Here is a 24,665-nt window from a genome sequence, read left to right as displayed (position 1 = left end):
CTTCACAAAATCGGAGAGACGTCGCGCTTCGTCCGGACCCCGTAATAGGACCAGAAAAGCCTCGTCGCGACCGAGCGCCACGGCCGCCAGATGAGCGCGATGGCGGCGAGCTGCTTTTCTGTCGGGCGCGCTTCCATGCCAAGCCCATCGGCAACCGCTGCCTGCAGCGCCACGTCGCCTACTGGAAAGAAATCCGGGTGGCCTGCGGAAAACATCATGTAGCACTCTGCCGTCCAGGGACCGATGCCGGGAAGTGCGATCAGCTGTCGTGTCGCCTCTGATGCCTCCAGTCCCGCGATGGCATCGAGATCGAAGCCCTTCTGCGCAATCGCCGTCGCAAGATGCATCAGCGTCGCAGCCTTGGCCCGCGATAGACCGAAGCTCGCCACGACCTCGGGATCGAGCGCTGCAAAAGCCTCTGCTTCGGTGGCACCGACAGCCGCCATACGCTTCCAGATCGCGTCGGCGCTTGCCCGCGATACGACCTGCGAGACGATGATGGAGGCAAGGCCGGCAAAACCCGGCTCGATCAGCCGCAGTGGCAGCTCGCCGGACAGCTCGATGATGGGGGCAAGGCGCGGATCGGCGATCACCAGTTCGGCAAGCCCCTCGTCGATATCCGATCGGTCGCGGATGATCCGCACGGTTTTCTCCATGGTTGCGCATCACAAATCATGGCAGAAGGAGGCATGCCAGCCGCCCAAATCGCCACTGATCCTGATAGACCAATCCTGCGTTTCGCGCCAAGCCCGAACGGGCTGCTGCATCTCGGACATGCGCTGTCGGCGATCCTCAACCACGAAATTGCGCGGGACATGAATGGCCGCTTCCTGCTGCGCATCGAGGATATCGACCTTGCCCGTTGCACGTCTGACTACGAGGACGCCATCTACCGCGACCTCCGCTGGCTGGGCCTTTCCTGGGAAGAACCGGCGCGCCGCCAGTCCGAGCATTTCGAGACTTACCGGGAGGCGCTTGGCCGATTGATGGATATGGGGCTCGTCTACCCGGCCTTCATGACCCGCGGCGAGGTAAAGGCGAAGGTCGCGGACTCCGAGGCTAGTGGCACCACATGGCCGCGCGACCCGGACGGGTCACCGCTCTATCCTGATCATGACCGGTACCTGAGCGATACCGAGCGAAAGACGCTGATCGAAAGCGGCATCCGCTACAGCTGGCGGCTCGACATGGACAAGGCGCTGGCGAGAGTTTCGGACGCTTTGACATGGCGAGAGATAAGCGACGGCGCCGAAAGACTGGTCCCGGCGGACCCGGCAGCCTGGGGCGATGTCGTCCTGTCGCGCTCCGATGCTCCGTCGAGCTACCATCTCTCCGTCACCGTGGATGACGCGGCGCAGGGCATTACCCATGTGGTGCGGGGTATGGATCTCTATCACGCAACGTCGGTGCACAGGCTTCTGCAGGAGCTGCTCGGTCTGCCGCAGCCGATATACCACCATCACCGGCTTATCCTTGGCACGGACGGCCGGAAGCTTTCGAAAAGCGAGGGATCAACCGGGCTTGCGGCTCTGCGCGACGCGGGCCTCAGCCCGCTCGACATTCGCCGCCTCCTCGGCCTTGAGGGCTAGAGCGGAGGCATCACCCCGGCGGCGGCGCTCTTTCCGGACGCGGGAGAATACCGAATAGATCCGGTACTTCATCAGCGCCGCATTGAACTCCGCACCGAGCATGAAGATCACGCCGACCATATAGAGGAAGATGAGCACGATCATGATCGACGCCAGACCCGCATAGGTCGCTGCATAATTGGCGAAGGTGGAAAGATAGGCCGCGAACCCGAAGCCGAAGCATGTCCACAAAAGCACCGTCAGCGCCACCCCCGGCATGATGTCGATCAGCCGGCGATCTCCGGCCGGAAGGTACTTGTGCGACCCGAGCAGGCCGATCATCAGGAGAAACGCCGTGCCGACGAGACCCCAGTTGGCAGCCGCGTTGAGATCGCTGATCAGCCAGGGAAAGCGGGTCTGGGCGAAGCGCGATGCGACGGGCACTGCCAGCAGAAGAATGCTGATGACCGCAAAGATCACCACCGCCAGGATGACGTAACCCAAACTAGCGAGACGCGTCACATACCAGGGCCGCGTTTCCGTCACGCGGTAGGCGCGGTTGAGCGAGATGCGCAGCGCCTCGACGCCGTTCGACGCAAAGTATGCAGCCGCCAGCACCGATACGGTCAGCAACCCGCCGCGCGGTATCTCCAGCACCCGCTGCAGCTCGGACGCGATCGGATCGGCCACATCGGCCGGCCATGTATCGAACAGGAGATGCACCGTCGTCTGCGAGAAGCCGCCGGCACCGAGAAAGCCCGCAAGCGCCGTGCCAAAGATCAGGAATGGGAACAGCGCCAGTAGCCCCGACAGCGCCACATGGCTCGCCATGGCCCAACCGTCATCCTCCGAGAAATGCCAATAGGCATCCCAGAGCACCTTGAACGCCAGTCTCGGCCACCTGACCGGGGAGTTTTCTTCCAAAGGCGGCATCTCCCTGAGGGCTTCGGTGGAGGATGAGTTGAGGCTTATTGCAAAATATGGAAGGTAGGCGGCAACTTGTACAGAGAGACCTTAACGGTATGCAATCGGCATGACAGACGGAAGAACGATTATCGTGACAGGCTGTTCCTCAGGGATCGGCGCTCATTGTGCGCGCGCGCTGAAATCCGAGGGATGGCGGGTGTTCGCGACGGTGCGCAAGGAAGCCGACCTCGTGGCGCTGGAACAGGACGGCATCGAAGCCCTGCTGATGGACTATACCAAGCCTGAGACGATCGAGGCTCTGGTCGACACCGTTCTCGCCTGCACCGGCGGACGCATAGACGCGCTCTTCAACAATGGCGCCTATGGTCAGCCCGGCGCTGTCGAAGACCTTTCGACCGACGTGCTGCGTCTCCAGTTCGAGACCAATCTGTTCGGCTGGCATGACCTGACAACCCGCATCATCCCCTTGATGCGGAGACAGGGCCATGGACGCATCGTCAACTGCTCCTCCATACTAGGCATCGTTCCCTACCGCTACCGGGGCGCCTACACCGCCTCGAAATTCGCGCTGGAAGGCCTGACCGTCACGATGCGGATGGAGCTTCAAGGAAGCGGTATCCATGTGAGCCTGATCGAGCCCGGACCGATCGACACGCAGTTTACAGCCAATGCGCTTGCCAAGGTCAGGGAGAATATCGACCTCGTCAATTCGCCGCATGCCGAACAATACAAACGGCAATTGCAGCGCCTGGACGGGAGCGGGCCGGTCAACCGCCACAAGCTGGGGCCGGACGCCGTTCACACGGTACTGAAACATGCCTTGACCGCCGACAACCCGAAGCCACATTATCTGGTGACGAAGCCGGCCAAGCAGGGCGCGTTCCTGAAACGTATCCTGCCGGCAGCGCTCTTCTACAAATTGATGCAACGGATCGACTGATCGCGAGCAAGCGGAAAGCAAAAACTCGATGGCCACCTTTACCACCGTTCTGACCGTGATCGTCATCGGCCTGGTCGTACTCGTTCTGATCAAGGGCCTGTTCAACATGGTAAAGGGCACCGATGCCAACCGGTCGAACAAGCTGATGCAGCTGCGTCTGCTGCTCCAGGCCGTGGCCGTCATCCTCATCATGTTCACGCTCTGGCTGACCGGCGGCGGCCGGCCGAGCTAGAGAAATGCCGAACTAAGGAAATTACAGTCTTCATGGTCAAGCTCAACAAGATCTACACGCGCACCGGCGACGACGGGACGACAGCACTGGTATCCGGCCCGCGGCGCGACAAGCACGACATCAGGGTCGAGGCCTATGGCACGGTCGACGAGGTCAACTCGACAATCGGCATGGCAAGGCTTCATACGGCCGGCATGGGCGAGGTCGACCAGATGCTGTTTCGCATCCAGAACGACCTGTTCGATCTCGGTGCCGATCTTGCAACGCCAGATACCGGCGAAAAGCCCGAATACGAGCCTCTGCGGATCATCGAAGCGCAGGCGACACGTCTGGAAACCGAAATCGACACGCTGAACGCCGATCTCGAACCGCTGAAATCCTTCGTCCTGCCCGGTGGTTCGCCGGCTTCCGCCTATCTGCATCTCGCCCGCACCGTATCCCGGCGTGCCGAACGGTTGATGGTCGAGCTTTCGAGGCATGAGGCGATCGGCCCGGCTGCGCTCAAATATATCAACCGCCTGTCGGATTTCCTGTTTGTCGCGGCCCGCGTCGCCAACGAGAATGGCAGGACCGACATTCTGTGGGTGCCCGGCAAGAACCGATAGGCGAAAGCGCGACCAAGGCGCGACGGACGGGAGGAGAGGAAGCGACGCATGTTCATTCCCCTGCATGATGCCGTCGCGCTGAAATACATCCGCGTGCAGTGGGTGACGTTCTCGCTGATCGCCGCCAACATACTCATGTGGCTGTTCACGAGCCTTGCTCCATCGGAAACGACAGAGATCGCCTCGCTGGGTCTCGGCTTCATTCCGGCGATCATCTTCGACTATGCGGTGCTCGATCCCTCTGTCATCCTTGTCCCGGAAGACGCAACCTTCGTCACCTACGCCTTCCTGCATCTGGATTTCTGGCACCTTGCATCGAACATGCTGTTTCTCTGGGTGTTCGGCGACAATGTCGAAGACGCACTGGGGCATGTCCGCTTCCTGATATTCTACCTGCTTTGTGCCGCGGCCGGAGCCCTTGTGCACGGCCTGGTCGGCCCGATGTCCGAGGGGCCGCTGATCGGCGCATCGGGTGCGATCTCCGGTGTGGTCGCCGCCTATTTCATTTTGCATCCGCGCGTCCGGGTATGGGTGCTGGTTCTGTTTCGAATTCCGCTGCCGCTGCCCGCTTTCGTTCCGCTGACACTGTGGATCGTTCAGCAATTCGTGATGCTTTGGCTCGAAGCCGATAGTGCGGTGTCCTGGGGCGCGCATGTCGGCGGAATTCTGGCGGGTGCCGCACTCGTCATCGTGATGCGGCGCCGGGGCGTGCCCCTGTTCGACCGCGAGATCGTCACGCCGAAGGCCGTGCTGCACAAGCCGAGCGTATCGCAAGAGACCCGACCGGCCGAATAGGCCTATGAGAAAACCGCAACCCAGATGGGATAATCCACGTTGTCATCAGGGCAAAAATGGGTATCCATGTCGCCCACTGACAAATGGATAAGCCGCAAATATCTCAATCTGCGGCTGGAGAAAAGTCAAGGAAGGACCCCATGAAGATCCTGGTGCCTGTAAAGCGCGTCGTCGACTACAACGTGAAGATCCGCGTCAAGCCGGATGGATCCGGTGTCGAGCTTGCCAACGTCAAGATGTCGATGAACCCGTTCGACGAGATTTCCGTCGAGGAAGCCCTGCGCCTGAAAGAGGCCGGCAAGGCCGAGGAAGTGATCGTCGTGTCGATCGGTCCGGCAAAGGCTGAAGAAACGCTGCGCACGGCGCTTGCAATGGGCGCCGATCGGGCGATCCTGATCGAGACCGACGAAACGGTCGAACCGCTTGCCGTTGCCAAGCTGCTGAAGGGCGTCGTCGACGCCGAACAGCCGGGCCTCATCATCGTCGGCAAGCAGGCGATCGACGACGATTCCAACCAGACCGGCCAGATGCTGGCGGCACTGCTCGGAACAGGCCAGGCAACCTTTGCCTCGAAGATCGAGCTTTCCGCCGACAAGGCTGTGGTTACCCGCGAAGTCGACGGCGGCCTGCAGACCGTCGAGGTCAAGCTTCCGGCCGTCGTCACCACCGACCTGCGCCTGAACGAGCCGCGCTACGCGTCCTTGCCGAACATCATGAAGGCGAAGAAGAAGCCGCTCGACAAGAAGACAGCAGCGGATTTCGGCGTCGACATCGCCCCTCGCCTCAAGGTTCTGAAGACCGAGGAGCCGGGCGGCCGCAAGGCAGGCATCAAGGTAAAGTCCGTCGAGGAACTGGTCGGCGCCTTGAAGACCGCCGGCGTGATCTGATTTTAGGGAGATAAACTCATGGCCATTCTTCTTCTGGCAGAACACGACAATGCCAGCCTCAACGACCAGACCGCCAAGGCGCTGACGGCAGCAACCCAGATTGGTGGCGACGTCCACGTTCTGGTCGCCGGTTCGGGCGCGCAGGCCGCGGCAGACGCCGCAGCGAAACTTTCGGGCGTCTCGAAGGTCCTGCTTGCCGACGACGCAAGCCTTGCCAACAGCCTTGCCGAACCGCTCGCAGCACTGATCGTGTCGCTGGCGGGATCCTACGACGTCATCATGTCCTCGGCGACAGCGTCCGCCAAGAACGTCATGCCGCGCGTTGCCGCGCTGCTCGATGTGGCGCAGGTTTCGGAAATCATCGAGGTGATTTCGCCGGATACATTCCGTCGTCCGATCTATGCCGGCAACGCCATCCAGACCGTCCAGGCAACCGATGCCAAGAAGGTGATCACCGTGCGCACGGCATCCTTCGCGGCAGCCGACGAAGGTGGTTCCGCTTCCGTGGAAACCGTGGCAGCCGCAGCAAACCCTGACGTCTCGTCCTTCGTATCCGATGCACTCGCCTCCTCGGACCGTCCCGAACTCGCTTCCGCCAAGATCATCATCTCCGGTGGCCGTGCACTCGGTTCGTCCGAGAAATTCCAGGAAGTCATCCTGCCCGTCGCCGACAAGCTGGGTGCGGCCGTTGGCGCATCGCGCGCAGCGGTCGACGCAGGCTATGCGCCGAACGACTGGCAGGTCGGCCAGACCGGCAAGGTGGTTGCACCGCAGCTCTACATCGCGGTCGGCATTTCCGGTGCCATCCAGCATCTGGCCGGCATGAAGGATTCCAAGGTCATCGTTGCGATCAACAAGGACGAGGAGGCACCGATCTTCCAGGTGGCCGACTTCGGTCTCGTCGGCGATCTCTTCGAGATCCTGCCGCAGCTCGAAAAGGCCCTGTGAGGGCGACCGGCTTTTTCGCACCGCAGTTCGGCGACGCGAAAATGCTGGCAAAAAACACGCTAGCAGACTAGAAAAATGCCGGGCTGTCTCACGCAACCCGGCATTTTGCTGTGAGACGCCGGTTGGTTATGATGAATGCGAGACGCGGGCGAAAACCGCACCCAGGGAGCGAGTGAGATCATGAAGAATATCGGCGTCATCGGCGCAGGCCAGATGGGCTGCGGAATTGCACATGTTTCGGCGCTCGCCGGCTATCACGTGCATATCTATGATCTCTCCAAGGACCGGATCGAAGGCGCACTTGCAACCATCAACGGCAACCTCGCCCGCCAGGTTTCCAGCAACAAGCTTTCCGACGAGGATCGCAACTCAGCGCTTTCGCGCATCACCGGCTCCGCCGATGTCAACGACCTCGCACCGATGGACATGGTCATCGAAGCCGCGACCGAAGACGAAAGCGTCAAGCGCAAGATCTATGCGCAGGTCTGTCCGGTTCTCAAACCCGAGGCGCTTCTCGCCACCAACACCTCGTCGCTGTCCATTACCAGGCTTGCCGCCGCGACCGACCGGCCGGAACGCTTCATGGGCATACATTTCATGAACCCGGTGCCGCTGATGAAGCTGGTGGAACTGGTGCGCGGTATCGCCACCGACGAGCCGACCTTCCGGGCCGCCAAGGAATACGTGGTCGCGCTGGAAAAGACCGCGACCGTTGCCGAGGATTTCCCCGCCTTCATCGTCAACCGCATCCTGCTGCCGATGATCAACGAGGCGATCTATACGCTGTACGAAGGCGTCGGCTCGGTCGAGGCGATCGATACGGCCATGAGGCTTGGCGCCAACCACCCGATGGGACCGCTGCAGCTCGCCGATTTCATCGGCCTCGACACCTGCCTGTCGATCATGCAGGTGCTGCATGACGGCCTCGCAGACAGCAAATACCGCCCCTGCCCGCTTCTCGTCAAATACGTAGAAGCCGGCTGGCTCGGCCGCAAATCCGGCCGCGGCTTCTACGACTATCGCGGCGAGGTTCCAGTGCCTACGCGGTAAGGATCAGCCTTGTGGCGGTTCGCTCCTCACCCGCTTGACTGCACGCTAGAAGCGGTCGGCTGAGGCGAAGGGCAAGCCCTTCATCCGCAGCCCTCAAGCGCCCTTGGCGGCCGTCACCAGCGCCTTCGCATCGTCGCTGTCCCATGCGGCGGGGCCGTTCATGGCGCCGATCAGGCAGCCCTTCTTGTCGAGGATCAGCGTTGCCGGCAGGCCGAAGGCGAGGCCTTCCTTTTTCAGGGCGTTGAACGTGCCCATCGAACTGTCGCGGTAAAAGCCGAGCTTGTCGATCTTGTATTCTTCAAGAAAAGTCTTCGGCTTCTCGTCGGTGCCGGTGTCGATGTTGATGGCGACGACTTCGAAGTCAGGCCCGCCCATCGCCGCCTGCAAACCGTTCAGCGCCGGCATCTCTTCGCGGCAGGGCACGCACCAGGTGGCCCAGAGGTTAAGCAGCACCGTTTTGCCGGCGAGATCGGCGGTCGTCATGTCCTGCCCCGCCGGACCCTTGAAGGACAGGGAGAGCGGGCGCGGCGGCTGTGCCTCGACCATGGCGGCAACCTGGCCCTTCGAAAAGGCACCAACGGACTTTGCCAGTTCGGCCGAGCCCTCGCATTGCCCGGCGGAGGCGGACATCGCGGCGCCCCCAGCCCCATCCAAACCATTGCCAGACCCCATGTTCGTCACGTATACGGCGACGGTGCCGGCGACGATCCCGAGGACGGCGGCAATCAGGATCAATCGGACAGACGGAAGGCCAAGCGGTCTTTTGGACGTCATCAACTACTCCAGGACTGAATTCATGGCCGACACGAAGGACGCGACATCTTCCAACCAGATGTGGGGCGGACGCTTCGCTTCCGGGCCGGATGCGATCATGGAGGAGATAAATGCCTCGATCGGTTTCGACAAGAAGCTGTTCGCCCAGGATATCCGCGGTTCGATCGCCCATGCGACGATGCTGGCGGAACAAGGCATTATTTCGCACGAAGATAAAGACAAGATCGTTTCCGGCCTGAACACGATCATGTCAGAGATCGAAAACGGACAGTTCCAGTTCTCGCGCAAGCTTGAGGACATTCACATGAACATCGAGGCCCGGCTGGCAGACCTGATCGGTCCAGCCGCCGGTCGCCTCCACACCGCCCGCTCCCGCAATGACCAGGTCGCGCTCGATTTCCGCCTCTGGGTCAAGGAAGAGCTCGTCAAGACCGAGAAGATGCTGACGGGTCTGATCGCCGCGTTTCTCGACCGCGCCGAAGAGCATGCGGATACGGTGATGCCCGGCTTTACCCATCTGCAGACGGCACAGCCGGTCACCTTCGGCCATCACTGCATGGCCTATGTCGAAATGTTCGGCCGTGACCGCGCCCGCGTTCGCCACGCGATCGACCATCTGGACGAAAGCCCGATCGGTGCTGCGGCGCTTGCCGGCACGCCCTACCCGATCGACCGCCACATGACGGCAAAGGCCCTCGGCTTCCGCGAACCGACCCGCAACTCGATCGACACCGTTTCCGACCGCGATTTCGCGCTGGAATTCCTGTCGGTTGCTGCCATCTGCGCCGTGCATCTGTCGCGTCTTGCCGAAGAAATCGTCATCTGGTCGACGCCGCAGTTCGGCTTCGTGCGCCTGTCGGACGCGTTTTCGACCGGCTCCTCGATCATGCCGCAGAAGAAGAACCCGGATGCCGCCGAACTGGTGCGCGCCAAGACCGGCCGGATCAACGGTTCGCTGGTGGCGCTGCTGACGGTCATGAAGGGCCTGCCGCTCGCCTATTCCAAGGACATGCAGGAAGACAAGGAGCAGGTCTTCGACTGCGCCGAGAACCTGGAACTGGCGATTGCCGCCATGACCGGCATGATGCGCGACATGACCATTCGCGCCGACAAGATGCGCGCCGCAGCAGGCGCTGGCTTCTCCACCGCGACCGACCTTGCCGACTGGCTGGTTCGCGAAGTCGGCCTGCCCTTCCGCGAAGCCCACCATGCCACCGGCCATGCCGTGGCGCTGGCGGAGAAAAAGGGCTGCGACCTTTCCGAGCTCTCCCTTGAAGAACTGCAGGCGATCAACCCTGCCATCACCGACAAGGTCTTCGACGTTCTCTCGGTGGATGCCTCGGTTGCCAGCCGCGTCAGTTTCGGCGGTACGGCTCCCTCCGAGGTGCGCAAGCAGATCGCCTGGTGGCGCGAGAGAAACTGACGCCTGCGCGACGAATGAAGCGGCAAGGATACTGCACAAGCGCGCGGAACTTCGCTATGAAGTCTGCGTGACCGTGCCGGAGAAGGAAGAGAATGTCGAAATCCCTGGTGAAAATCGCCCATGTCAGCCTGATCCTGGGCGTCGTCAGCCTCGTTGTCGCCGGCTGCGGCCGCAAGGGCGACCTCGACCGCCCCAGCACGCCCGTCGAACAGCAGAACATCCGCAAGAGCAGCAAACCCGGTGACGCCAACAAGGAACCGGTTGCCGAGCGCCCGTTCGTCCTCGACCCGCTTCTGTAGTTTCCAGACCCCTTCAGTTTTCCGAGTTTTGACGTGAATCATTTCCATTACATCGACGGCGTGCTTCACGCCGAAAACGTCGCCATCCCGGAAATCGCAAAAGCCGTCGGCACGCCATTCTACGTCTATTCGACCGCCACGCTGGAGCGCCATTACAAGGTGTTCGCGCAGGCGTTTTCCGATGTGGATACGATGGTGTGCTACGCCATGAAGGCGAACTCCAACCAGGCCGTCCTCAAAACCCTGGCAAAGCTCGGCGCCGGCGTCGATGTCGTCTCGGGCGGCGAACTGCGGCGTGCGCTGGCGGCCGGCATTCCCGCCTCCCGCATCATGTTTTCGGGCGTCGGCAAGACCGTGGCGGAAATGGATCTGGCGCTCGAGGCCGGCATCTACTGCTTCAACGTCGAATCCGAGCCGGAACTGGAAGTGCTGAACCTGCGCGCTCTCAAAGTCGGCAAACGCGCGCATGTGTCCTTCCGCATCAACCCGGATGTGGATGCGGGCACCCATGCCAAGATTTCGACGGGCAAGAAGGAAAACAAGTTCGGCATCGCCTATGATCGGGCCCGCGCCGTCTATGCCCATGCGGCAACGCTTCCTGGCATCGAAGTGACCGGCATCGACATGCATATCGGTAGCCAGATCACCGAGCTTCAGCCGTTCGAGGATGCCTACCGGCTGCTGCGGGCGCTGGTGGATCTGCTGCGCGGCGATGGCCACACGATCAGCCACGTCGATGTCGGCGGTGGTCTCGGCATTCCCTACAAGGACGACAACACCCCGCCACCGCTGCCGGACGCCTATGCGGAAACGATCAAGAAGCAGCTTCGCACGCTCGACTGCAAGATCGTCACCGAACCCGGCCGCCTGATCGTCGGCAATGCCGGCATTCTGGTGACCGAGGTGATCTATGTGAAGGATGGCGGCGAAAAGACCTTCGTGATCGTCGATGGCGCGATGAACGACCTGATCCGCCCGACGCTCTACGAAGCCTATCATTCGATCCGCCCCGTCGTGGTACCGCCGGCCGATGCGCCGCGGATCAAGGGCGACGTTGTCGGTCCCGTCTGCGAGACCGGAGACTATCTGGCGCTCGACCGCGAGATGGCGGAACCGAAGCCCGGTGACCTGATCGCCGTCGGTTCTGCCGGTGCCTATGGCGCCGTGCAGGCCGGAACCTACAATTCCCGCCTGCTGGTGCCGGAAGTGCTAGTGAAGGGCTCCGAGTTCCACGTGATCCGCCCGCGCGGCTCCTATGATGACCTGATCGGCCTGGATTCCGTGCCTGCCTGGCTCGGCTAGAACGTTCACTTTTGCGGCAAACCGCCTGGAAATATCGGGGCCGGCATGTCGCCGCCCTCGTCTTCGCCACAAACATTGTTATGTTGATAGCTTGATTTGGGCCGCCACGATCGGAGACGGACCGCATGAGCTTGATCCGCAAAGGTGCATTCGAAACACATCCGGCGCTCGCAAGACGCGTTGCGCTGAAACGGTCGTTTGCCCGTTTCGTGCTGTTTTCCGAACGCCTTCTGCCGAAGCTTCTGGCCCCGCTCGCGGTCGTTGCCCTGTTCTTCTCCGTCTCCTGGTTCGGCCTTTTCCGCGTCACGCCCGATCTGCTGCGCTGGATACTGCTCGGCTTTTTCACCTTCGCGTTCCTGACCTCTCTCCTTCCCTTGGCGAGGCTTCGCTGGCCCGATGCTGCCGATGCGGACCGGTTGCTGGAAGATCGCAACGGCCTGCCGCACCAGCCCGTCGCCGTGCAGGAAGACCAGCCGGCGTTCGAGACGCCGTTTGCCCGCGCGCTCTGGAAAGAACACCAGATCCGCATGGCCGAGCGGATCGCGGCGCTCGATACGGGCATGCCGCGCCCGGATATTGCCAGCCATGACCGGTTCGCGCTCCGCGCCGTACCGGCGCTCATGTTTGCCGTGGCGCTCGGCTATTCCTTCTCGAACGGCGGCGGTTCGCCCGCAGACGCCTTCCGTCCGGCACCACTGGCTGCAAGTACCAACCCAGACCTTCGCATCGACGCCTGGCTGACACCACCATCCTACACCGGCCGCGCCCCGATATTCCTGACCGGCCGCGACACGGCGCCCGCAGCCGCGGGCGATACGGCCGGCAACACGGCATCTGTGCCGCAGAATTCCGGCCTGACCGTGCGCGTAACCGGTGGCGAGGGCGAGGAAGCGGTCGTCTTCACGCCGAAATCCGGCGGAGAGCCGCTGACGCTGATCACCGAGGAAGCGCGCAAGGCGGCTGAAGACGCAAGCAAGCAGGCACAAGGTAAGGCACCAGGCACGCCATTGCCCGAGGGCCAGCAGGCCAAGCCGCAGCCACCCGTCAAACAGCCGCAGACCGCACAGACTGTGCCGCCGCGCAGCTACGCCTTCAACGTGGACGAAAGCGGCGAACTCACCGTCAATGGCCAGACATGGACCTTCGACGTCATTCCCGACCGGCCGCCGGAGATCGCCTTCGACGGCCAGCCGAAGCGGTCCGTCAATGGCGCGCTGGAAATCGGTTTCCGCGGCAAGGATGATTACGGCATTCGGGAAGCCCATGCGCTGATCGAGCCTGTCGGCCCTGTCGACCCGGCGGCCACGCCGCTTTACCCGGCGCCAGAATACCGCCTCGACCTGCCGCGCCAGAACCGCGGCCAGGAGGTGAAGGCACTGACCAGCCGTAGCCTGGTCGAGCATCCGCTGGCCGGAAAGCGGGTCAGGATTACGTTGATTGCCAAGGACGGCGCAGGCCAGACCGGCCGCAGCCCCGCCCATGAAATGGTAATGCCGGGCCGCGGCTTCTCGGAACCGCTGGCGGCAGCCGTTGCCGAACAGCGCCAGGTTTTCGCGCTCGACACGCGCCAGGTGCCGCGCGCGATCGAGCTCAACGACGCGCTGGCGATCCGTCCCGACGAGACCATTCCGAACCTTGGCCACTTCCTGGCAATCCGCTCGGCCCGCGAGCGCATGAAGATTGCCCGCAACGAGGAACAGCTGAAGGACGCCGCCGACTACCTCTGGGAAATCGCGCTCGGCATCGAGGACGGCGATCTTTCCGCCGCCGAACGCCGTTTGCGCGATGCCCAGCGCAATCTGTCGGACGCGCTCGAGAAAGGTGCCGGGGATCAGGAAATCGCTGCCCTCATGAAGGAACTGCGCGAGGCGATGCAGCAGTTTATGAACGAGCTCGCGCAGCGCATGCAAAACGCACCGCCGGGCCAGCAGAACATGCAGGCGCAGAATGTCATTCGCCAGCGCGACCTGCAGAACATGATGGACCAGATCGAAAACCTCGCTCGATCCGGCAATCGTGACGCTGCCAAGGAAATGCTGTCGCAGATGCAGCGGATGATGAACAACCTGCAGGCCGGACGCCCGCAGCGCGGTCAGCAGGGCCAGCAGCAGCAGCAAAACAGCCAGATGCGCCAGCAGATCGACAGGCTCGGCCAGATCATGCAGGAACAGCAGCGGCTGATGGACCAGACATTCAAGCTGGACCAGGCCTTGCGCGATCGCATGCAGCGCGGCGACCCCGATCCGCAGAGCGGCGAACAGGGCGAGCAGCAGCAGGGCCAGAACGGCCAACCGGGTCAGCAGGGCCAACCGGGTCAGCAAGGCCAGCAGGCACAGCGCGGGCAGCAGGGCCAGCAAGGTCAGGGCCAGAACGGCCAGGGCGGCGAACAGAATACCGACCAGATGACAGCCGAACAGCTGCGTGAGGCGCTGAAGAACCTGCGTGCCCAGCAGGAAGGCCTCGGAAAACAGCTCGGCGAGCTACAGCAGGCGCTGAAGGGCATGGGCATGGACCCAGGCCAAGGCTTCGGGGAAGCCCAGAGTGAAATGGGCAGCGCCGGCAAGGCGCTCGGTGACGGCCAGGGCGAACAGGCCGTCGAAGGCCAGGGCAACGCACTTAACGCGCTTCGCCAAGGCGCCCAGAGCATGATGCAGCAGATGATGCAGGCGATGCAGCAGGGTCAGGGCCAAGGCGAAGGCCAGCAGGACGGCCAGGGACAGGGCATGGCCAACCAGGGCGGCCAGAACGGTCGCGATCCCCTAGGGCGCCCCCGCGCAACGTCAGGTCCGGACTTCGGCGATCAGGTGAAGGTGCCCGACGAAATCGACGTGCAGCGCGCCCGCGAGATCCTCGATGCCATCCGCGAGAAGCTGGGCAACGCCCTATCAGGCGATGCCGAGCGGCAGTATCTCGAGCGGCTGCTCGAGATCCGCTAAATCCACCTGCGAGAGATCAGGCCGCGCAGGAAGTCTGCACGGCAAGCGCCATGGCGACAGCCTTGCGGATTTCTGGCAATGCGAAAGGCTTCTGCACCACATCGACGATCTTCGACGACAGGTCATCGGCGCGTTCGCGCTGTTCGGCATAGCCGGTCATCAGCAGGATCTTCATGTCGGGATACTGGGCGGCGGCTTCGTGCGCCAGCGCAATGCCATCCATGACAGGCATGCGTATGTCGGAAAGCAGAAGATCGAACGCGCCCTGCTCGAGCTTTTCGAGGCCTTCGGCGCCATCGCCGGCCTCATGCGTCTCATGGCCATCCATCCGGAGAGCGCGCGCAACAAACATGCGCAACGTGTGTTCATCCTCGGTAATAAGGATCTTGGCCATAGCGATCATCGCTCCCATTTTGTGTATCAATCCGGGAGCAATTCACCAGAGTTTGGTTGTCGAGGAGTAAACAGGCGAGGCTCAAACCGCGCCATGGTTAACACCTTGCGACCGGATGACGGCAGATTTCTGCCCCCATCCGAACCAAAATCAACTCACGCGTCGCCAGTCACGACGCCGACGAAAGGCAGTTCGCGGAACGCGTAGGCGACGTCCATGCCGTAGCCGACGACGAAGTAGTCAGGGCATTCGAAGCCGACGTAATCCGCTTCCAGATCTTCCTTGCGCTTCACCTTCTTGTCGAGAAGGACGGCCAGAGAGACATGGCGGGCGCCGCGCTCGTAAAGCAGTTCCTTGGCAAATTTCAGCGTCCGGCCGGATTCCAAGATGTCGTCGATCAGCAGAACATCGCGGTCCTTCACGTCGCTGTCGATATCCTTGACGATGCGAACGCCCTGCGAGACCGTGCCGGTGCCGTAGCTCGAAAGCGTGATGAACTCCACTTCCGGTGCCAGGCCCGTTTCGTGCAGCGCGCGCAGAAGGTCCGCGGCGAAAATGAACGATCCCTTCAGGACGGCGATGACGAGCAGATCCTTGGTGGGACCGGTCGCAATCTGCGCAGCGATTTCGTGATTGCGCACGGCGATCTGTTGGGCAGTGAAAAGCGGCTCGATGTTTTTGCCGCGGACGACGGGCATGCGGATACTCCTGATAGATCGGAAGCGCCGCGATAACACAATCAGAGGCGGGACGCATCCCGTTCCGCAAATGTCAGGCGCAAATCCGGGAGTTTTCCGCCTGGATGCGGCACGCGCGCCGAAAATCCGCGGCTCTGGCCGGCAGCAATGGCGGATGCCGGCGGGGCAATCAGCGTCGAGGCGACCAGCATGTCTCCGGCCATCAGTTCGGCCCGGATCGCGGGCATGGTCTTTGCATCGCTGGTGCGGTTCTCGACGATCCCGTTGATCAGCAGAACCCGCATGCCATCGGCATCGCGCGGCATCATGGTGATATGGGTGATATCGAGCGAAGGTTCGGCTTTCGCCTCTCCGCTTTCGTTGAACAGAAACGAGAAGCCACCGGCACTTGCAAAGACCAGCACGAAAGCGGCCGCCACAAGCGCGCAGAACAGATCGGCCGAAAGCGTATTCAGCACACGCTCGACTTTGCCGACGAAGCCCTTTGGGACGGATGTGGCCGAAGCATCGGAACTAAATCTCTCTGCAGGCTTGCCGGCCGCCCGGTTCTTGGTTCTGTTGTCTGAATTGTCGTTGTGCGAACGCGGTCTGGATCGTTGCCACCCGCCATCGGTGACAGGCACAAACTGCGCATCCACCACGGGACCACGCGCCTTCACCCGGCCCTTCGGGCCTTTTGTGGGTTCGGGCGGCAGGATGTCCATTCGGACAATCGTCTTCCCGGCGCGGCTGCGGAACGTGTTCATCGGACCTCTTCGGCGCCGCTTGTCCCCCGATATCGAAAGAGGCGGCCATTGAAACGAATCCCCCCTAGTCGTAAATTCGATTGGTTAACCGATTGCAAACACCGCCCGAAATAAGCCCTTTTTGACCGGCGTTTTACCTTTCGTTTACCTTCATCGTTAAGAGATGGTCAGGTGCGAATCTGAAGGGTTCAGAGATTTGGTCTTCCGTTGATTCATTTCGAAAATGTTGGGTTGCGATACGGCATGGGCCCGGAGATTCTCCGGGACATGACGTTTGACATCCCGAAACGGTCATTTCAATTCCTGACCGGCCCATCGGGTGCCGGCAAGACGACGCTTCTGCGCCTGCTTTTCACCTCACTCTACCCCACCCGCGGCATCATCCGCATGTTCGGCCGCGAGCTGTCGCAGATCCCGCGGAGCGAGCTGCCGATGCTGCGCCGGCGAATCGGCATCGTCTACCAAGACTTTCGCCTGCTCGACCATCTGACCACCTATGAGAACGTCGCCCTGCCGCTTCGGGTGCGCGGCAAGGACGAGGCGTCCTATCGCAATGACGTGATCGAGCTCCTCAAATGGGTCGGCCTCGGCGAGCGCATCAATGTGCTGCCCGCGGTGCTTTCAGGCGGCGAAAAGCAGCGTGCGGCGATTGCCCGTGCGCTGATGGACCGTCCGGAAATCCTGCTCGCCGACGAACCCACCGGCAATGTCGACCCGCCCATGGCCCGCCGGCTGCTCAGCCTGTTCCTCGAGCTCAACCGGCTCGGCACCGCCGTCGTCATCGCGACGCACGATCTGGCGCTGATGGATCAGGTCGATGCACGGCGGATGATCCTCACCGAAGGGCGGCTCGATATCTATGAATGAGCCGCGCCCTCCCAAGAAGACCAAACCGGCTAAGACGGAGAAAGCACCGGCACCGGCAAACGCTTGGCAGGAGAAAGGCGCCGAGACAGCGACCGACCAGGGTCCGCGCCGCGCCTCGATGCGCGTGCGCCCGACAGCCCCGATCCTGCCTCCCTCCAATATCCAGGGCAATGCGCTGATGGTGGTGATCGCCATCATGGCCTTCCTCGCATGCCTGACGCTCGGCGGGGTCAGCATGGTTCGCGCCACCGCGGCCGGCTGGCAGAGCGAGATCGCCCGCGAAATCACCATCCAGATCAAGCCGGACGATGGCCTAGACATGGATGCGGCGCTGAAGAAGGCGCGCGATGTCGCACTCACCTTCGTCGGCACCCGCGACGGCACGATCATGGACGACAGCGCCACCGCCCGGCTGCTGGAACCGTGGCTCGGCACCGGCCTCGATCTTGCCGACCTGCCCGTGCCGAGGCTGGTCATCATCACAATCGACGAGCAGAACCCGCCGGATTTCGGGGCCATGCGTGACCTCCTGAAGACCGAAGTGCCGCAGGCCTTCCTCGATGACCACCGCACCTGGGTCGATCGGCTTGTGTCGATGGCCCGCACCACCGTGCTGATCGGCATGGGCGTGCTGATCCTGGTCTTTACCGCGATGATCCTGACCGTCGTCTTTGCCACCCGCGGCGCCCTCTCCGGCAACCGGCATATCATCGAAGTCCTGCATTTCGTCGGCGCCGAAAGCGGTTTCGTCGCCCGCGAATTCCAGAAGCATTTCCTAAAGATCAGCATCAAGGGATCGGCAGCCGGCGGCGCGCTGGCCGCACTGCTGTTTGCGGCCGCCAATCTGTGGCAGTCGAATTCCCGCGCGACGCCCCAGAGCGAGCAGGCGACAGCCTTGTTCGGATCCTTCACGATCGGATTCGGCGGCTATCTCGGAATTTTTGCGACGATCCTCGTGATCGCCCTTCTGACGACGCTGACCGCCCGCCTGACGGTGATGAAAACCATCGACGAGATCGACCTGATCCGCTCCGATCCGGCACGGGCGGATGGCGCGCCGAAATCATAACCCGCACGTGTTTTTTGAAGTGAACCCGTTGTGGGGCTAGGCGACAACGAAATCTAGGTCTATCAACGAAATCATGACACTCGGCCAGACCCCTCCCGATGTGACGGACGACCGGACTTCGGACCGGAGACGAAGGGCTTTGCTCTCGCGCCGGAGCACGTTTAGACGAATAGCAAGACGGATCGTCATGGTGGCGTTCATCTGCGTTGCGATCGTCGTCGGCGGTTTCCTCTGGTTCGCGGACGCGGTCACATCGTTGCGAGCGCCCGATGGCGTCAAGGCCGATGCAATCGTTGTTCTGACAGGTGGATATCTGCGCATAGAACAGGCGCTCGGTCTGCTGCGCGACGGGGCCGGCAGGCGGCTTCTGATTTCCGGCGCGCATCCATCCACCACGCCAACGCAGATCCGCAAGGTCACGCAGGCCTCGCCCGACCTTTTCAAGTGCTGCGTCGATATCGGCTATGATGCGATCGATACAATCGGCAATGCCAACGAGATCTCCCGCTGGATCCACGACAAAGACTACAAATCCGTGCTCGTCGTGACCAACAACTACCACATGCTGCGCAGTCTGCACGAACTGCGCCGCGCCGATCCCGCGACGGAATTCATTCCCTATCCGGTCATCAATGCAGATCTCGCCCGCCGCGCCTGGTTCGCCGAGCCGGATACTCTGCGCACGATGCTGTCGGAATACGTCAAGGTGGTGCTGGCAACCATTCGCGACTGGGTGGGCATGCAGAAGGGCAGCGGCCTTCGAACCGACGGCGATTCGACCGGGTCGGTGCCGAAAAAATCTCCCTGATCTGAGCAGGCCGTCGATCTCGCGCTTTTGTCCGCTCGAGTTCTCGTGTAGGCAACGGGCAGTCTGCAAGAAAGCCCGCTCCATGCTTCTCATCCGCTCCGTCGTGTTCAATACCGCCTTCTACGCCAACATGATCCTGCGGATGATCGTGTTTGCTCCCTACTACTTCCTGGCTTCGCGAAAGGCCGCCTTCAGCGTCCCCAAGGGCTGGGCTTCGTCCAGCAACTGGCTGATGGGCAAGATCGTCGGTGCCACTTTCGAAATCGAGGGCCTCGAGAACATTCCGGAAGGCGGCTGCATCTTTACGCCCAAGCACCAGTCTGTGTGGGACACCTTTGCGCTGATGCCCCACTATCCCGACCCGGTCTATATCCTGAAGCGCGAGCTTCTGTGGATCCCGCTGTTCGGATGGTATCTGGCCAGGCAACGGATGATCCCGGTCAATCGCGGCGCCCGCGGCAAGGTCATGGTCGAGGTGATGAAGCGCACCAAGGAAGAGATGGAAAGCGGCCGCCAGCTGATCATCTACCCTGAGGGAACCCGTCGCTCGCCTGGCGCCGAGCCGGACTATCGCTACGGCATCGCCCGCATCTATCGCGATGCGAAGGTTCCGGTCGTCCCGGTCGTTGCCCATTGGGGCCTGTTCTGGGGACGCCGCAAGCTGGTGAAATATCCGGGCCATTTCAAAGTCCGCATCCTTCCGGCCATCCCGCCTGGAATGGAGCCGGATGCCTTCTACAAGCACCTGATCGATACGCTGGAAACAGCAAGCGACCAGTTGCTGGTCGAAACCGTGGCGGCGAACCCGCATCTGCCGCTGCCGGCGACAGCATTGAAACGTCTGGCGGAACTGAAGGCCGAACAGAAGAGAGAGCAGACGACGGTTTGAGCGGGTAGCCTTACGCGGCTAGCGCCGCGGCGACCCCTTCCAGCCACAGGTCGCGAATGCCGATCTGCGCAAGATGCTCGACAGTGTTGAACACATAGGCATCGTTGGGACCGGACTTGCCGGCCGAGTGGCGCACGATGCCGGCCGCCTGTTCGACGCCCATCGCACCGGCATATTGCGGGTGGGCGCGATCGACGACATAGGTGACGGCCTTCACCTGCCGTCCGTCGATGAGCGTGATCGGCACGATCTTTTCGCGGTAGACATTGGTGACGAGTTCGCGACGACGCAGGTAGTCGATCGCATCGTCCCATGCGTCACCTGCCACCCGGAAGGCCGCACCCCTGCACGATCCGCCACGATCGAGCCCCATGACCAGACCCGGACGATCCGGCGTTCCACGGTGCACTGTCGACCAGATGCACAGCGACCGGCGAAAGCCGTAAACGCGGGCCTGCGCCTTCTCTTCGAACGGAAAGCCCGGGTTCCACATCAGCGATCCGTAGCCAAACACCCAAAATTCGTCCATATCGCACGCCATGCCGTCATCGAGATTTGCGAAAAGACCTTTGGGAGAACAACATGGCAGCGTCAAGCCGAAGCGGCGTCAGCAGAAAACTATGGATCCTGGCGAGTGCCGTCATTCTGGCGATAGCCCTTTATACGGCAGGCTGGTTCTATGCCGCATCGGTCCTGAAGCAGAACACGCTGGCGCTCCTGGGCAGCCAGCAGAAGCGCGGCATCGTCGCCGAATGCACCGATGCCGAATATCGCGGCTATCCTTTCCGGATAGGCCTGTTCTGCTCCAAGGTGACGGTGGATGACCGTGAAAACGGCATTTCGGGCACGTTCGGCGCTTTGCGCTCGGCAGCCCAGGTCTATGCGCCTGGTCACATCGTCTGGGAACTCGACGCACCCTCTGAAGTCCGCACCAGCCATGGCTTCTCCGTATCCACCACCTGGAAATCGCTGCAATCCAGTATCGCTGCCAAGCTGAAAGGCGTCGAGCGGGCGTCGATGGTCATCGAGGGCTCGCGCGCAAGCGTCGTTTCCGCGGCAAACACCCAGCCCTTCGACATCACCACCGACCGGACGGAAATCCACCTGCGCCAGAACGGCGACGATCTCGATGCCGCGATCTCGCTCGGCGGCACCTCGACGACAGCCGAGGGCATGGCAGAGCTTCTGCCCAAGCTCAACGCTCTCGTGGACGTGACGCTTGCCGGTCGCGCCGGCATGATTGACGGCAGCGATCCGAACGGTACAGCACTCTACAATACCAAGGGCGAGCTTCGTTCCCTGAAGGCCGATCTCGGCGAGGGACGGGTTGCCACTATCTCCGGCCCCTTCTCCTTCGATGACGAAGGGCGCATGTCAGGCAAGCTCAAACTGCGCGTGGAAAAGATCGACGCGTGGCAGCAGAGCCTCGGCGAAGTGTTTCCGGATCTCGCATCGACCATCAAGACCGCGGCAAACATGCTGGCAGCGCTTGGAGGTGGTGAAAATGCCTCACTCGACATCACCATCCGGCGCGGCAAAGTTCTGGCGGGCGGGCTGATCCAGATCGGCGAAATTCCGCGGATCTAGTGCAGACAGACCTGCTTATTTCTTCACATCCAGTGCGTGCCGGCCAAAGTCCGGCGCGTCCACATCCTGGCCGGCCTGAACGATGGAGCGGCGGATGGTGCGGGTGCGGCTGAAGAGTTCGAACAGCTTGTCGCCCTCGCCCCAGCGGATTGCCCGCTGCAGGTAGGCAAGATCTTCCGAAAACCGGGCCAGCATTTCCAGGATCGCATCCTTGTTGTGCAGGCAGACGTCCCGCCACATGGTGGGATCGGAGGCCGCAAGACGCGTGAAATCGCGGAAACCGGAGGCGGAATACTTGATGACTTCCGATTCGGTGACCGTTTCCAGATCATCCGCCGTGCCGACGATATTATAGGCGATGATATGGGGCAGATGCGAAACGATCGCGAGCACCTTGTCGTGGTGTTCGGGATCCATCTCGTCGATGCGCGAACCGAGCGCCACCCAGAAAGCCTTCAACTGCTCGAGCGCCGCCTGATCCGTTTCCGGCAGCGGCGTGAAGATGCACCAACGATCGCGAAACAGACCCGGAAAGCCCGCATCCGGACCGGACTTCTCGGTCCCGGCCAGCGGGTGACCGGGAATGAAATGCACGCCTTCAGGCATATGCGGCGCCATCTGCGCGATGACAGACGCCTTGGTTGAACCCACATCGGTGACGATCGCACCTGGCTTGAGGCTGCCCGCAATCTGCTTTGCGACCGTTTCCGACGCACCAACGGGAACGGAGACGATGACGAGATCGGCATCCTTCACCGCGTCAGCTGCAGACGCGGTATATTCGGTGCCAAGCTCCAGCTCTTCGGCCCGCTTCAGCGTCTCGCTACTGCGTGTCGAGATGACGACGTGATTGGCGAGCCCGAGCTCCTTCACGTCGCGCGCAATAGATGAGCCGATCAGGCCGATGCCGATCAGAGCGATCCGATCGAACTGCGGATGGGTCATGATATCAGTCCCGTTGCTGTCAGCGCGCCAGAAATTCGCCGAGCGTTTCGATGACGCCGCGATTGGCCTCTTCCGAGCCGATCGTCATGCGCAGCGCGTTCGGCAGGCCATAGCCCTTGACGACCCGCAGGATATAGCCGCGGCTGGTGAGGAAGGCATCGGCATCCGGCGCACGCTTGCCGTCCACATCGGGGAAGTGGATCAGCACGAAATTGGTGACCGACGGCGTGACCTTGAGCCCGAGCGTTTCGAATGCATGGGTCAGCTTGTCGAGCCAGAGCGTGTTGTGCTCGACGGCCTTCTCGACGAAAGCCCGATCGCGGATGGCCGCAGCACCTGCGGCAATCGCCGGCGCATTCAGGTTGAACGGTCCGCGGACACGGTTGAGCGCATCGAGGATCGCGGCCGGGCCGTACATCCAGCCGATCCGCAGCGCCGCAAGACCGTAGGCCTTCGAGAAGGTCCGGCACATCACGACGTTTTTGCTGTTCGAGACGAGCTCGAGGCCAGCCTCGTAATCGTTCTTCTTCACGTATTCCGCATAGGCCGCGTCGAGAACCAGGATGACGCTTTTCGGCAGACCGGCATGCAGGCGGCGGATGTCGGATACCGGGACATAGGTACCGGTCGGATTGCCCGGATTGGCGATGAACACCATCTTCGTCTTGTCCGTGACAGCGGCGAGGATCGCGTCGACATCGACGGTGCAATCCTTTTCCGGCACTTCGATCGCCTTGGCGCCGGCACCAGTGATCTGGATCTTGTAGACGAGGAACCCGTGCTGGGTGATGATCGCCTCGTCGCCGGCACCGAGATAGACATGGCACAGCAGGCCGAGCAGTTCATCCGAACCATTGCCGCAGATGATGTTGGCAGCGTTCAAGCCATGCACCGAGCCGATCGCTTCGCGCAGCGCCAGGGCCTGGCCATCGGGATAGAGCTCGAGGTGACCTGCCGCCTCGCGAAAGGCTTCGATCGCAGCAGGGCTCGCACCAAGCGGCGTTTCGTTGGACGAGAGCTTGAACACCCGCGCAACGCCGGGAGCATGATCCTTGCCGGGCACATAGGCGGCGATATCCAGAATGCCTGGACGCGGAACGGGCTCACTCGCAACGATGCTCATCGATTGGACCTTCTCGGTAATGTCTGTGGGCAGGGTATGCTCAGGCATTAAAGCCGAACAGGCCCAATGTCGAGCCGGTTTTAAGAGCCTTTGGGCGTGTCGGGCTGCGTCCGCGTCGTCGGCACACCGCGTGGTGCCATGACCGGCACGAACACGCGTCTCGACGCGCGGGCTGCCACCGGCAGGCCCTGATACAGCCGCTTTTGCGCTTCCAGCACGATGACTCCAGAAAATACCGGCCAGAAGCGGCGACCGATACGATCGAACACCTGCCGCATCTTCATAATCGTCCGCGCTTTCGAGGGCGGAAAGAACAATGCCTCGGCGCTGGCGCCCGGCGTGAAGTTCGTCTCACGCATCAACGTCGTCAGCTGCCCGCGCGAATAGGGCCGGCCGGAGCCGAAGGGCGTATGTTCCATGCGGGCCCAGACGCCGCGTCTGTTGGGAACGACGATCACCAGGCGCCCGCCTGGCGCCAGCACCCGCCAGATTTCCTTCAGCGTCTCACGCGGATTTTCGGCAAATTCCAGCGAATGCACCAGCAGCACGCGATCGACCGAACTGTCCGGCAGCGGCAATTCCTCGTCGAACACCAAAGCCGTGCTCGAAAGCTCGCCCGGCGGCCAGTTCACCGCCCCCTGCCCGGCCGGCATGAAAGCGAAGGTGCGCTCGGTATCGGCCCGGAAGTGATCGAGATAGGGCACTGCGTATCCAAGCCCGACCAGACGCTCCTCCGGCAGGCGCGCCCAGAGCGACGACAACGCCACGACGATCGACTGCTCGGCAAACCGGCCAAGAGCAGAATGATAGAACTCACGCAGATCGACGATATCGACGGACAAGATAAATTGCT

27 protein-coding genes are annotated in these 24,665 nt (G+C 62.0%); 17 read left to right on the top strand and 10 right to left on the bottom strand.

What is annotated here, in order from left to right; all coding sequences use genetic code 11:
- Positions 1 to 2: 2 nt before the first annotated feature.
- A complete protein-coding gene (locus AC0JZ8_RS07870; RefSeq protein WP_430242066.1) occupies positions 3 to 656 on the bottom strand; it encodes a DNA-3-methyladenine glycosylase family protein in 654 nt (217 codons plus the stop codon).
- Positions 657 to 674: 18 nt separating this feature from the next.
- On the opposite strand from AC0JZ8_RS07870, the gene gluQRS reads away from it, so the two are divergent.
- Positions 675 to 1,589 carry a tRNA glutamyl-Q(34) synthetase GluQRS gene (gene gluQRS, locus AC0JZ8_RS07865; RefSeq protein ID WP_471892206.1) on the top strand — a complete coding sequence of 305 codons (915 nt, stop codon included), beginning with the start codon at positions 675 to 677 and terminating at the stop codon, positions 1,587 to 1,589.
- Here the strand turns inward: gluQRS and AC0JZ8_RS07860 are convergent.
- On the bottom strand, positions 1,512 to 2,501 hold the full coding sequence (locus tag AC0JZ8_RS07860) for a YihY/virulence factor BrkB family protein (RefSeq protein ID WP_192085789.1): 990 nt from the start codon (positions 2,499 to 2,501) through the stop codon (positions 1,512 to 1,514). The two genes, gluQRS and AC0JZ8_RS07860, sit on opposite strands and share 78 nt — an antisense overlap.
- 100 nt (positions 2,502 to 2,601) lie before the next feature.
- On the opposite strand from AC0JZ8_RS07860, the gene AC0JZ8_RS07855 reads away from it, so the two are divergent.
- From AC0JZ8_RS07855 to AC0JZ8_RS07825, 7 genes are all read left to right on the top strand, one after another.
- Entirely contained in the window at positions 2,602 to 3,435 is an 834-nt protein-coding gene (locus tag AC0JZ8_RS07855) for an SDR family oxidoreductase (RefSeq protein ID WP_471892205.1), read from the top strand.
- Between the two features lie 28 nt (positions 3,436 to 3,463).
- Entirely contained in the window at positions 3,464 to 3,667 is a 204-nt protein-coding gene (locus tag AC0JZ8_RS07850; RefSeq protein ID WP_062461700.1) for a twin transmembrane helix small protein, read from the top strand.
- 32 nt (positions 3,668 to 3,699) lie between these two features.
- Entirely contained in the window at positions 3,700 to 4,272 is a 573-nt protein-coding gene (locus AC0JZ8_RS07845; protein ID WP_062461703.1) for a cob(I)yrinic acid a,c-diamide adenosyltransferase, read from the top strand.
- 48 nt (positions 4,273 to 4,320) lie between these two features.
- Positions 4,321 to 5,067 (top strand): rhomboid family intramembrane serine protease, encoded by a 747-nt coding sequence (locus AC0JZ8_RS07840; protein WP_471892204.1) that lies wholly within the window; start codon positions 4,321 to 4,323, stop codon positions 5,065 to 5,067.
- A gap of 140 nt (positions 5,068 to 5,207) precedes the next feature.
- The gene (locus tag AC0JZ8_RS07835) at positions 5,208 to 5,954 is read left to right on the top strand and encodes an electron transfer flavoprotein subunit beta/FixA family protein (protein ID WP_062461709.1); all 747 of its coding nucleotides are present in this window, start codon (positions 5,208 to 5,210) and stop codon (positions 5,952 to 5,954) included.
- An 18-nt stretch (positions 5,955 to 5,972) separates the two neighbouring features.
- Complete coding sequence (locus AC0JZ8_RS07830) at positions 5,973 to 6,902, top strand: electron transfer flavoprotein subunit alpha/FixB family protein (protein ID WP_471892203.1); 930 nt, start codon at positions 5,973 to 5,975, stop codon at positions 6,900 to 6,902.
- Between the two features lie 180 nt (positions 6,903 to 7,082).
- Positions 7,083 to 7,952 carry a 3-hydroxybutyryl-CoA dehydrogenase gene (locus AC0JZ8_RS07825; RefSeq protein WP_082476452.1) on the top strand — a complete coding sequence of 290 codons (870 nt, stop codon included), beginning with the start codon at positions 7,083 to 7,085 and terminating at the stop codon, positions 7,950 to 7,952.
- Between the two features lie 93 nt (positions 7,953 to 8,045).
- On the opposite strand, the gene tlpA is transcribed toward AC0JZ8_RS07825, so the two are convergent.
- Positions 8,046 to 8,726, bottom strand: a complete 681-nt coding sequence (tlpA, locus tag AC0JZ8_RS07820) for a thiol:disulfide interchange protein TlpA (RefSeq protein WP_184654559.1) — start codon at positions 8,724 to 8,726, stop codon at positions 8,046 to 8,048.
- Between the two features lie 22 nt (positions 8,727 to 8,748).
- Between tlpA and argH the strand changes: the two genes are divergently transcribed.
- From argH to AC0JZ8_RS07800, 4 genes are all read left to right on the top strand, one after another.
- Positions 8,749 to 10,149 carry an argininosuccinate lyase gene (gene argH, locus AC0JZ8_RS07815; protein ID WP_471892202.1) on the top strand — a complete coding sequence of 467 codons (1,401 nt, stop codon included), beginning with the start codon at positions 8,749 to 8,751 and terminating at the stop codon, positions 10,147 to 10,149.
- A 92-nt stretch (positions 10,150 to 10,241) separates the two neighbouring features.
- Positions 10,242 to 10,448, top strand: coding sequence for an LPS translocon maturation chaperone LptM (gene lptM / locus AC0JZ8_RS07810; protein ID WP_062581790.1), 207 nt, complete (start codon positions 10,242 to 10,244; stop codon positions 10,446 to 10,448).
- 33 nt (positions 10,449 to 10,481) lie between these two features.
- A complete protein-coding gene (gene lysA / locus AC0JZ8_RS07805) occupies positions 10,482 to 11,750 on the top strand; it encodes a diaminopimelate decarboxylase (protein WP_113111792.1) in 1,269 nt (422 codons plus the stop codon).
- Positions 11,751 to 11,875: 125 nt separating this feature from the next.
- The gene (locus AC0JZ8_RS07800; RefSeq protein ID WP_471892201.1) at positions 11,876 to 14,686 is read left to right on the top strand and encodes a TIGR02302 family protein; all 2,811 of its coding nucleotides are present in this window, start codon (positions 11,876 to 11,878) and stop codon (positions 14,684 to 14,686) included.
- A gap of 16 nt (positions 14,687 to 14,702) precedes the next feature.
- Here the strand turns inward: AC0JZ8_RS07800 and AC0JZ8_RS07795 are convergent, their stop codons facing one another.
- The 3 genes from AC0JZ8_RS07795 to AC0JZ8_RS07785 all read right to left on the bottom strand — a co-directional run bounded on the left by AC0JZ8_RS07795 (position 14,703) and on the right by AC0JZ8_RS07785 (position 16,524).
- The gene (locus AC0JZ8_RS07795; RefSeq protein WP_062462002.1) at positions 14,703 to 15,080 is read right to left on the bottom strand and encodes a response regulator; all 378 of its coding nucleotides are present in this window, start codon (positions 15,078 to 15,080) and stop codon (positions 14,703 to 14,705) included.
- Between the two features lie 155 nt (positions 15,081 to 15,235).
- Positions 15,236 to 15,778 (bottom strand): hypoxanthine phosphoribosyltransferase, encoded by a 543-nt coding sequence (gene hpt, locus AC0JZ8_RS07790; RefSeq protein WP_471892200.1) that lies wholly within the window; start codon positions 15,776 to 15,778, stop codon positions 15,236 to 15,238.
- A 41-nt stretch (positions 15,779 to 15,819) separates the two neighbouring features.
- Positions 15,820 to 16,524 (bottom strand): hypothetical protein, encoded by a 705-nt coding sequence (locus AC0JZ8_RS07785; protein ID WP_471892199.1) that lies wholly within the window; start codon positions 16,522 to 16,524, stop codon positions 15,820 to 15,822.
- Between the two features lie 207 nt (positions 16,525 to 16,731).
- Here AC0JZ8_RS07785 and ftsE point away from each other — a divergent pair, with 207 nt between their 5' ends.
- The 4 genes from ftsE (at position 16,732) to AC0JZ8_RS07765 (ending at position 20,157) form a co-directional block, all read left to right on the top strand.
- Positions 16,732 to 17,391 carry a cell division ATP-binding protein FtsE gene (gene ftsE / locus AC0JZ8_RS07780; RefSeq protein ID WP_062461741.1) on the top strand — a complete coding sequence of 220 codons (660 nt, stop codon included), beginning with the start codon at positions 16,732 to 16,734 and terminating at the stop codon, positions 17,389 to 17,391.
- Entirely contained in the window at positions 17,384 to 18,460 is a 1,077-nt protein-coding gene (locus tag AC0JZ8_RS07775) for a cell division protein FtsX (RefSeq protein ID WP_430257767.1), read from the top strand. Before ftsE ends, AC0JZ8_RS07775 begins: the two co-directional genes overlap by 8 nt.
- Before the next feature lie 73 nt (positions 18,461 to 18,533).
- A complete protein-coding gene (locus AC0JZ8_RS07770; RefSeq protein ID WP_062461744.1) occupies positions 18,534 to 19,268 on the top strand; it encodes a YdcF family protein in 735 nt (244 codons plus the stop codon).
- 82 nt (positions 19,269 to 19,350) lie between these two features.
- Positions 19,351 to 20,157, top strand: a complete 807-nt coding sequence (locus tag AC0JZ8_RS07765) for a lysophospholipid acyltransferase family protein (RefSeq protein ID WP_471892198.1) — start codon at positions 19,351 to 19,353, stop codon at positions 20,155 to 20,157.
- Positions 20,158 to 20,167: 10 nt separating this feature from the next.
- Here AC0JZ8_RS07765 and AC0JZ8_RS07760 read toward each other — a convergent pair whose 3' ends face one another.
- Positions 20,168 to 20,686, bottom strand: a complete 519-nt coding sequence (locus tag AC0JZ8_RS07760; protein ID WP_471892197.1) for a gamma-glutamylcyclotransferase — start codon at positions 20,684 to 20,686, stop codon at positions 20,168 to 20,170.
- 53 nt (positions 20,687 to 20,739) lie between these two features.
- On the opposite strand from AC0JZ8_RS07760, the gene AC0JZ8_RS07755 reads away from it, so the two are divergent.
- The gene (locus AC0JZ8_RS07755) at positions 20,740 to 21,744 is read left to right on the top strand and encodes a DUF2125 domain-containing protein (protein ID WP_471892196.1); all 1,005 of its coding nucleotides are present in this window, start codon (positions 20,740 to 20,742) and stop codon (positions 21,742 to 21,744) included.
- 15 nt (positions 21,745 to 21,759) lie between these two features.
- Here the strand turns inward: AC0JZ8_RS07755 and AC0JZ8_RS07750 are convergent, their stop codons facing one another.
- From AC0JZ8_RS07750 to AC0JZ8_RS07740, 3 genes are all read right to left on the bottom strand, one after another.
- On the bottom strand, positions 21,760 to 22,689 hold the full coding sequence (locus AC0JZ8_RS07750; protein ID WP_471892195.1) for a prephenate/arogenate dehydrogenase family protein: 930 nt from the start codon (positions 22,687 to 22,689) through the stop codon (positions 21,760 to 21,762).
- Between the two features lie 19 nt (positions 22,690 to 22,708).
- A complete protein-coding gene (gene hisC, locus AC0JZ8_RS07745) occupies positions 22,709 to 23,812 on the bottom strand; it encodes a histidinol-phosphate transaminase (protein ID WP_062461759.1) in 1,104 nt (367 codons plus the stop codon).
- 80 nt (positions 23,813 to 23,892) lie between these two features.
- Entirely contained in the window at positions 23,893 to 24,654 is a 762-nt protein-coding gene (locus AC0JZ8_RS07740) for a class I SAM-dependent methyltransferase (RefSeq protein ID WP_062461762.1), read from the bottom strand.
- Positions 24,655 to 24,665: the final 11 nt, after the last annotated feature.

The sequence above is a fragment of the Velazquezella soli genome (assembly GCF_977018685.1).
The sequence above is the reverse complement of the archived record's forward strand: the minus strand, read 5'-3'. Positions and strand labels throughout refer to the sequence as shown.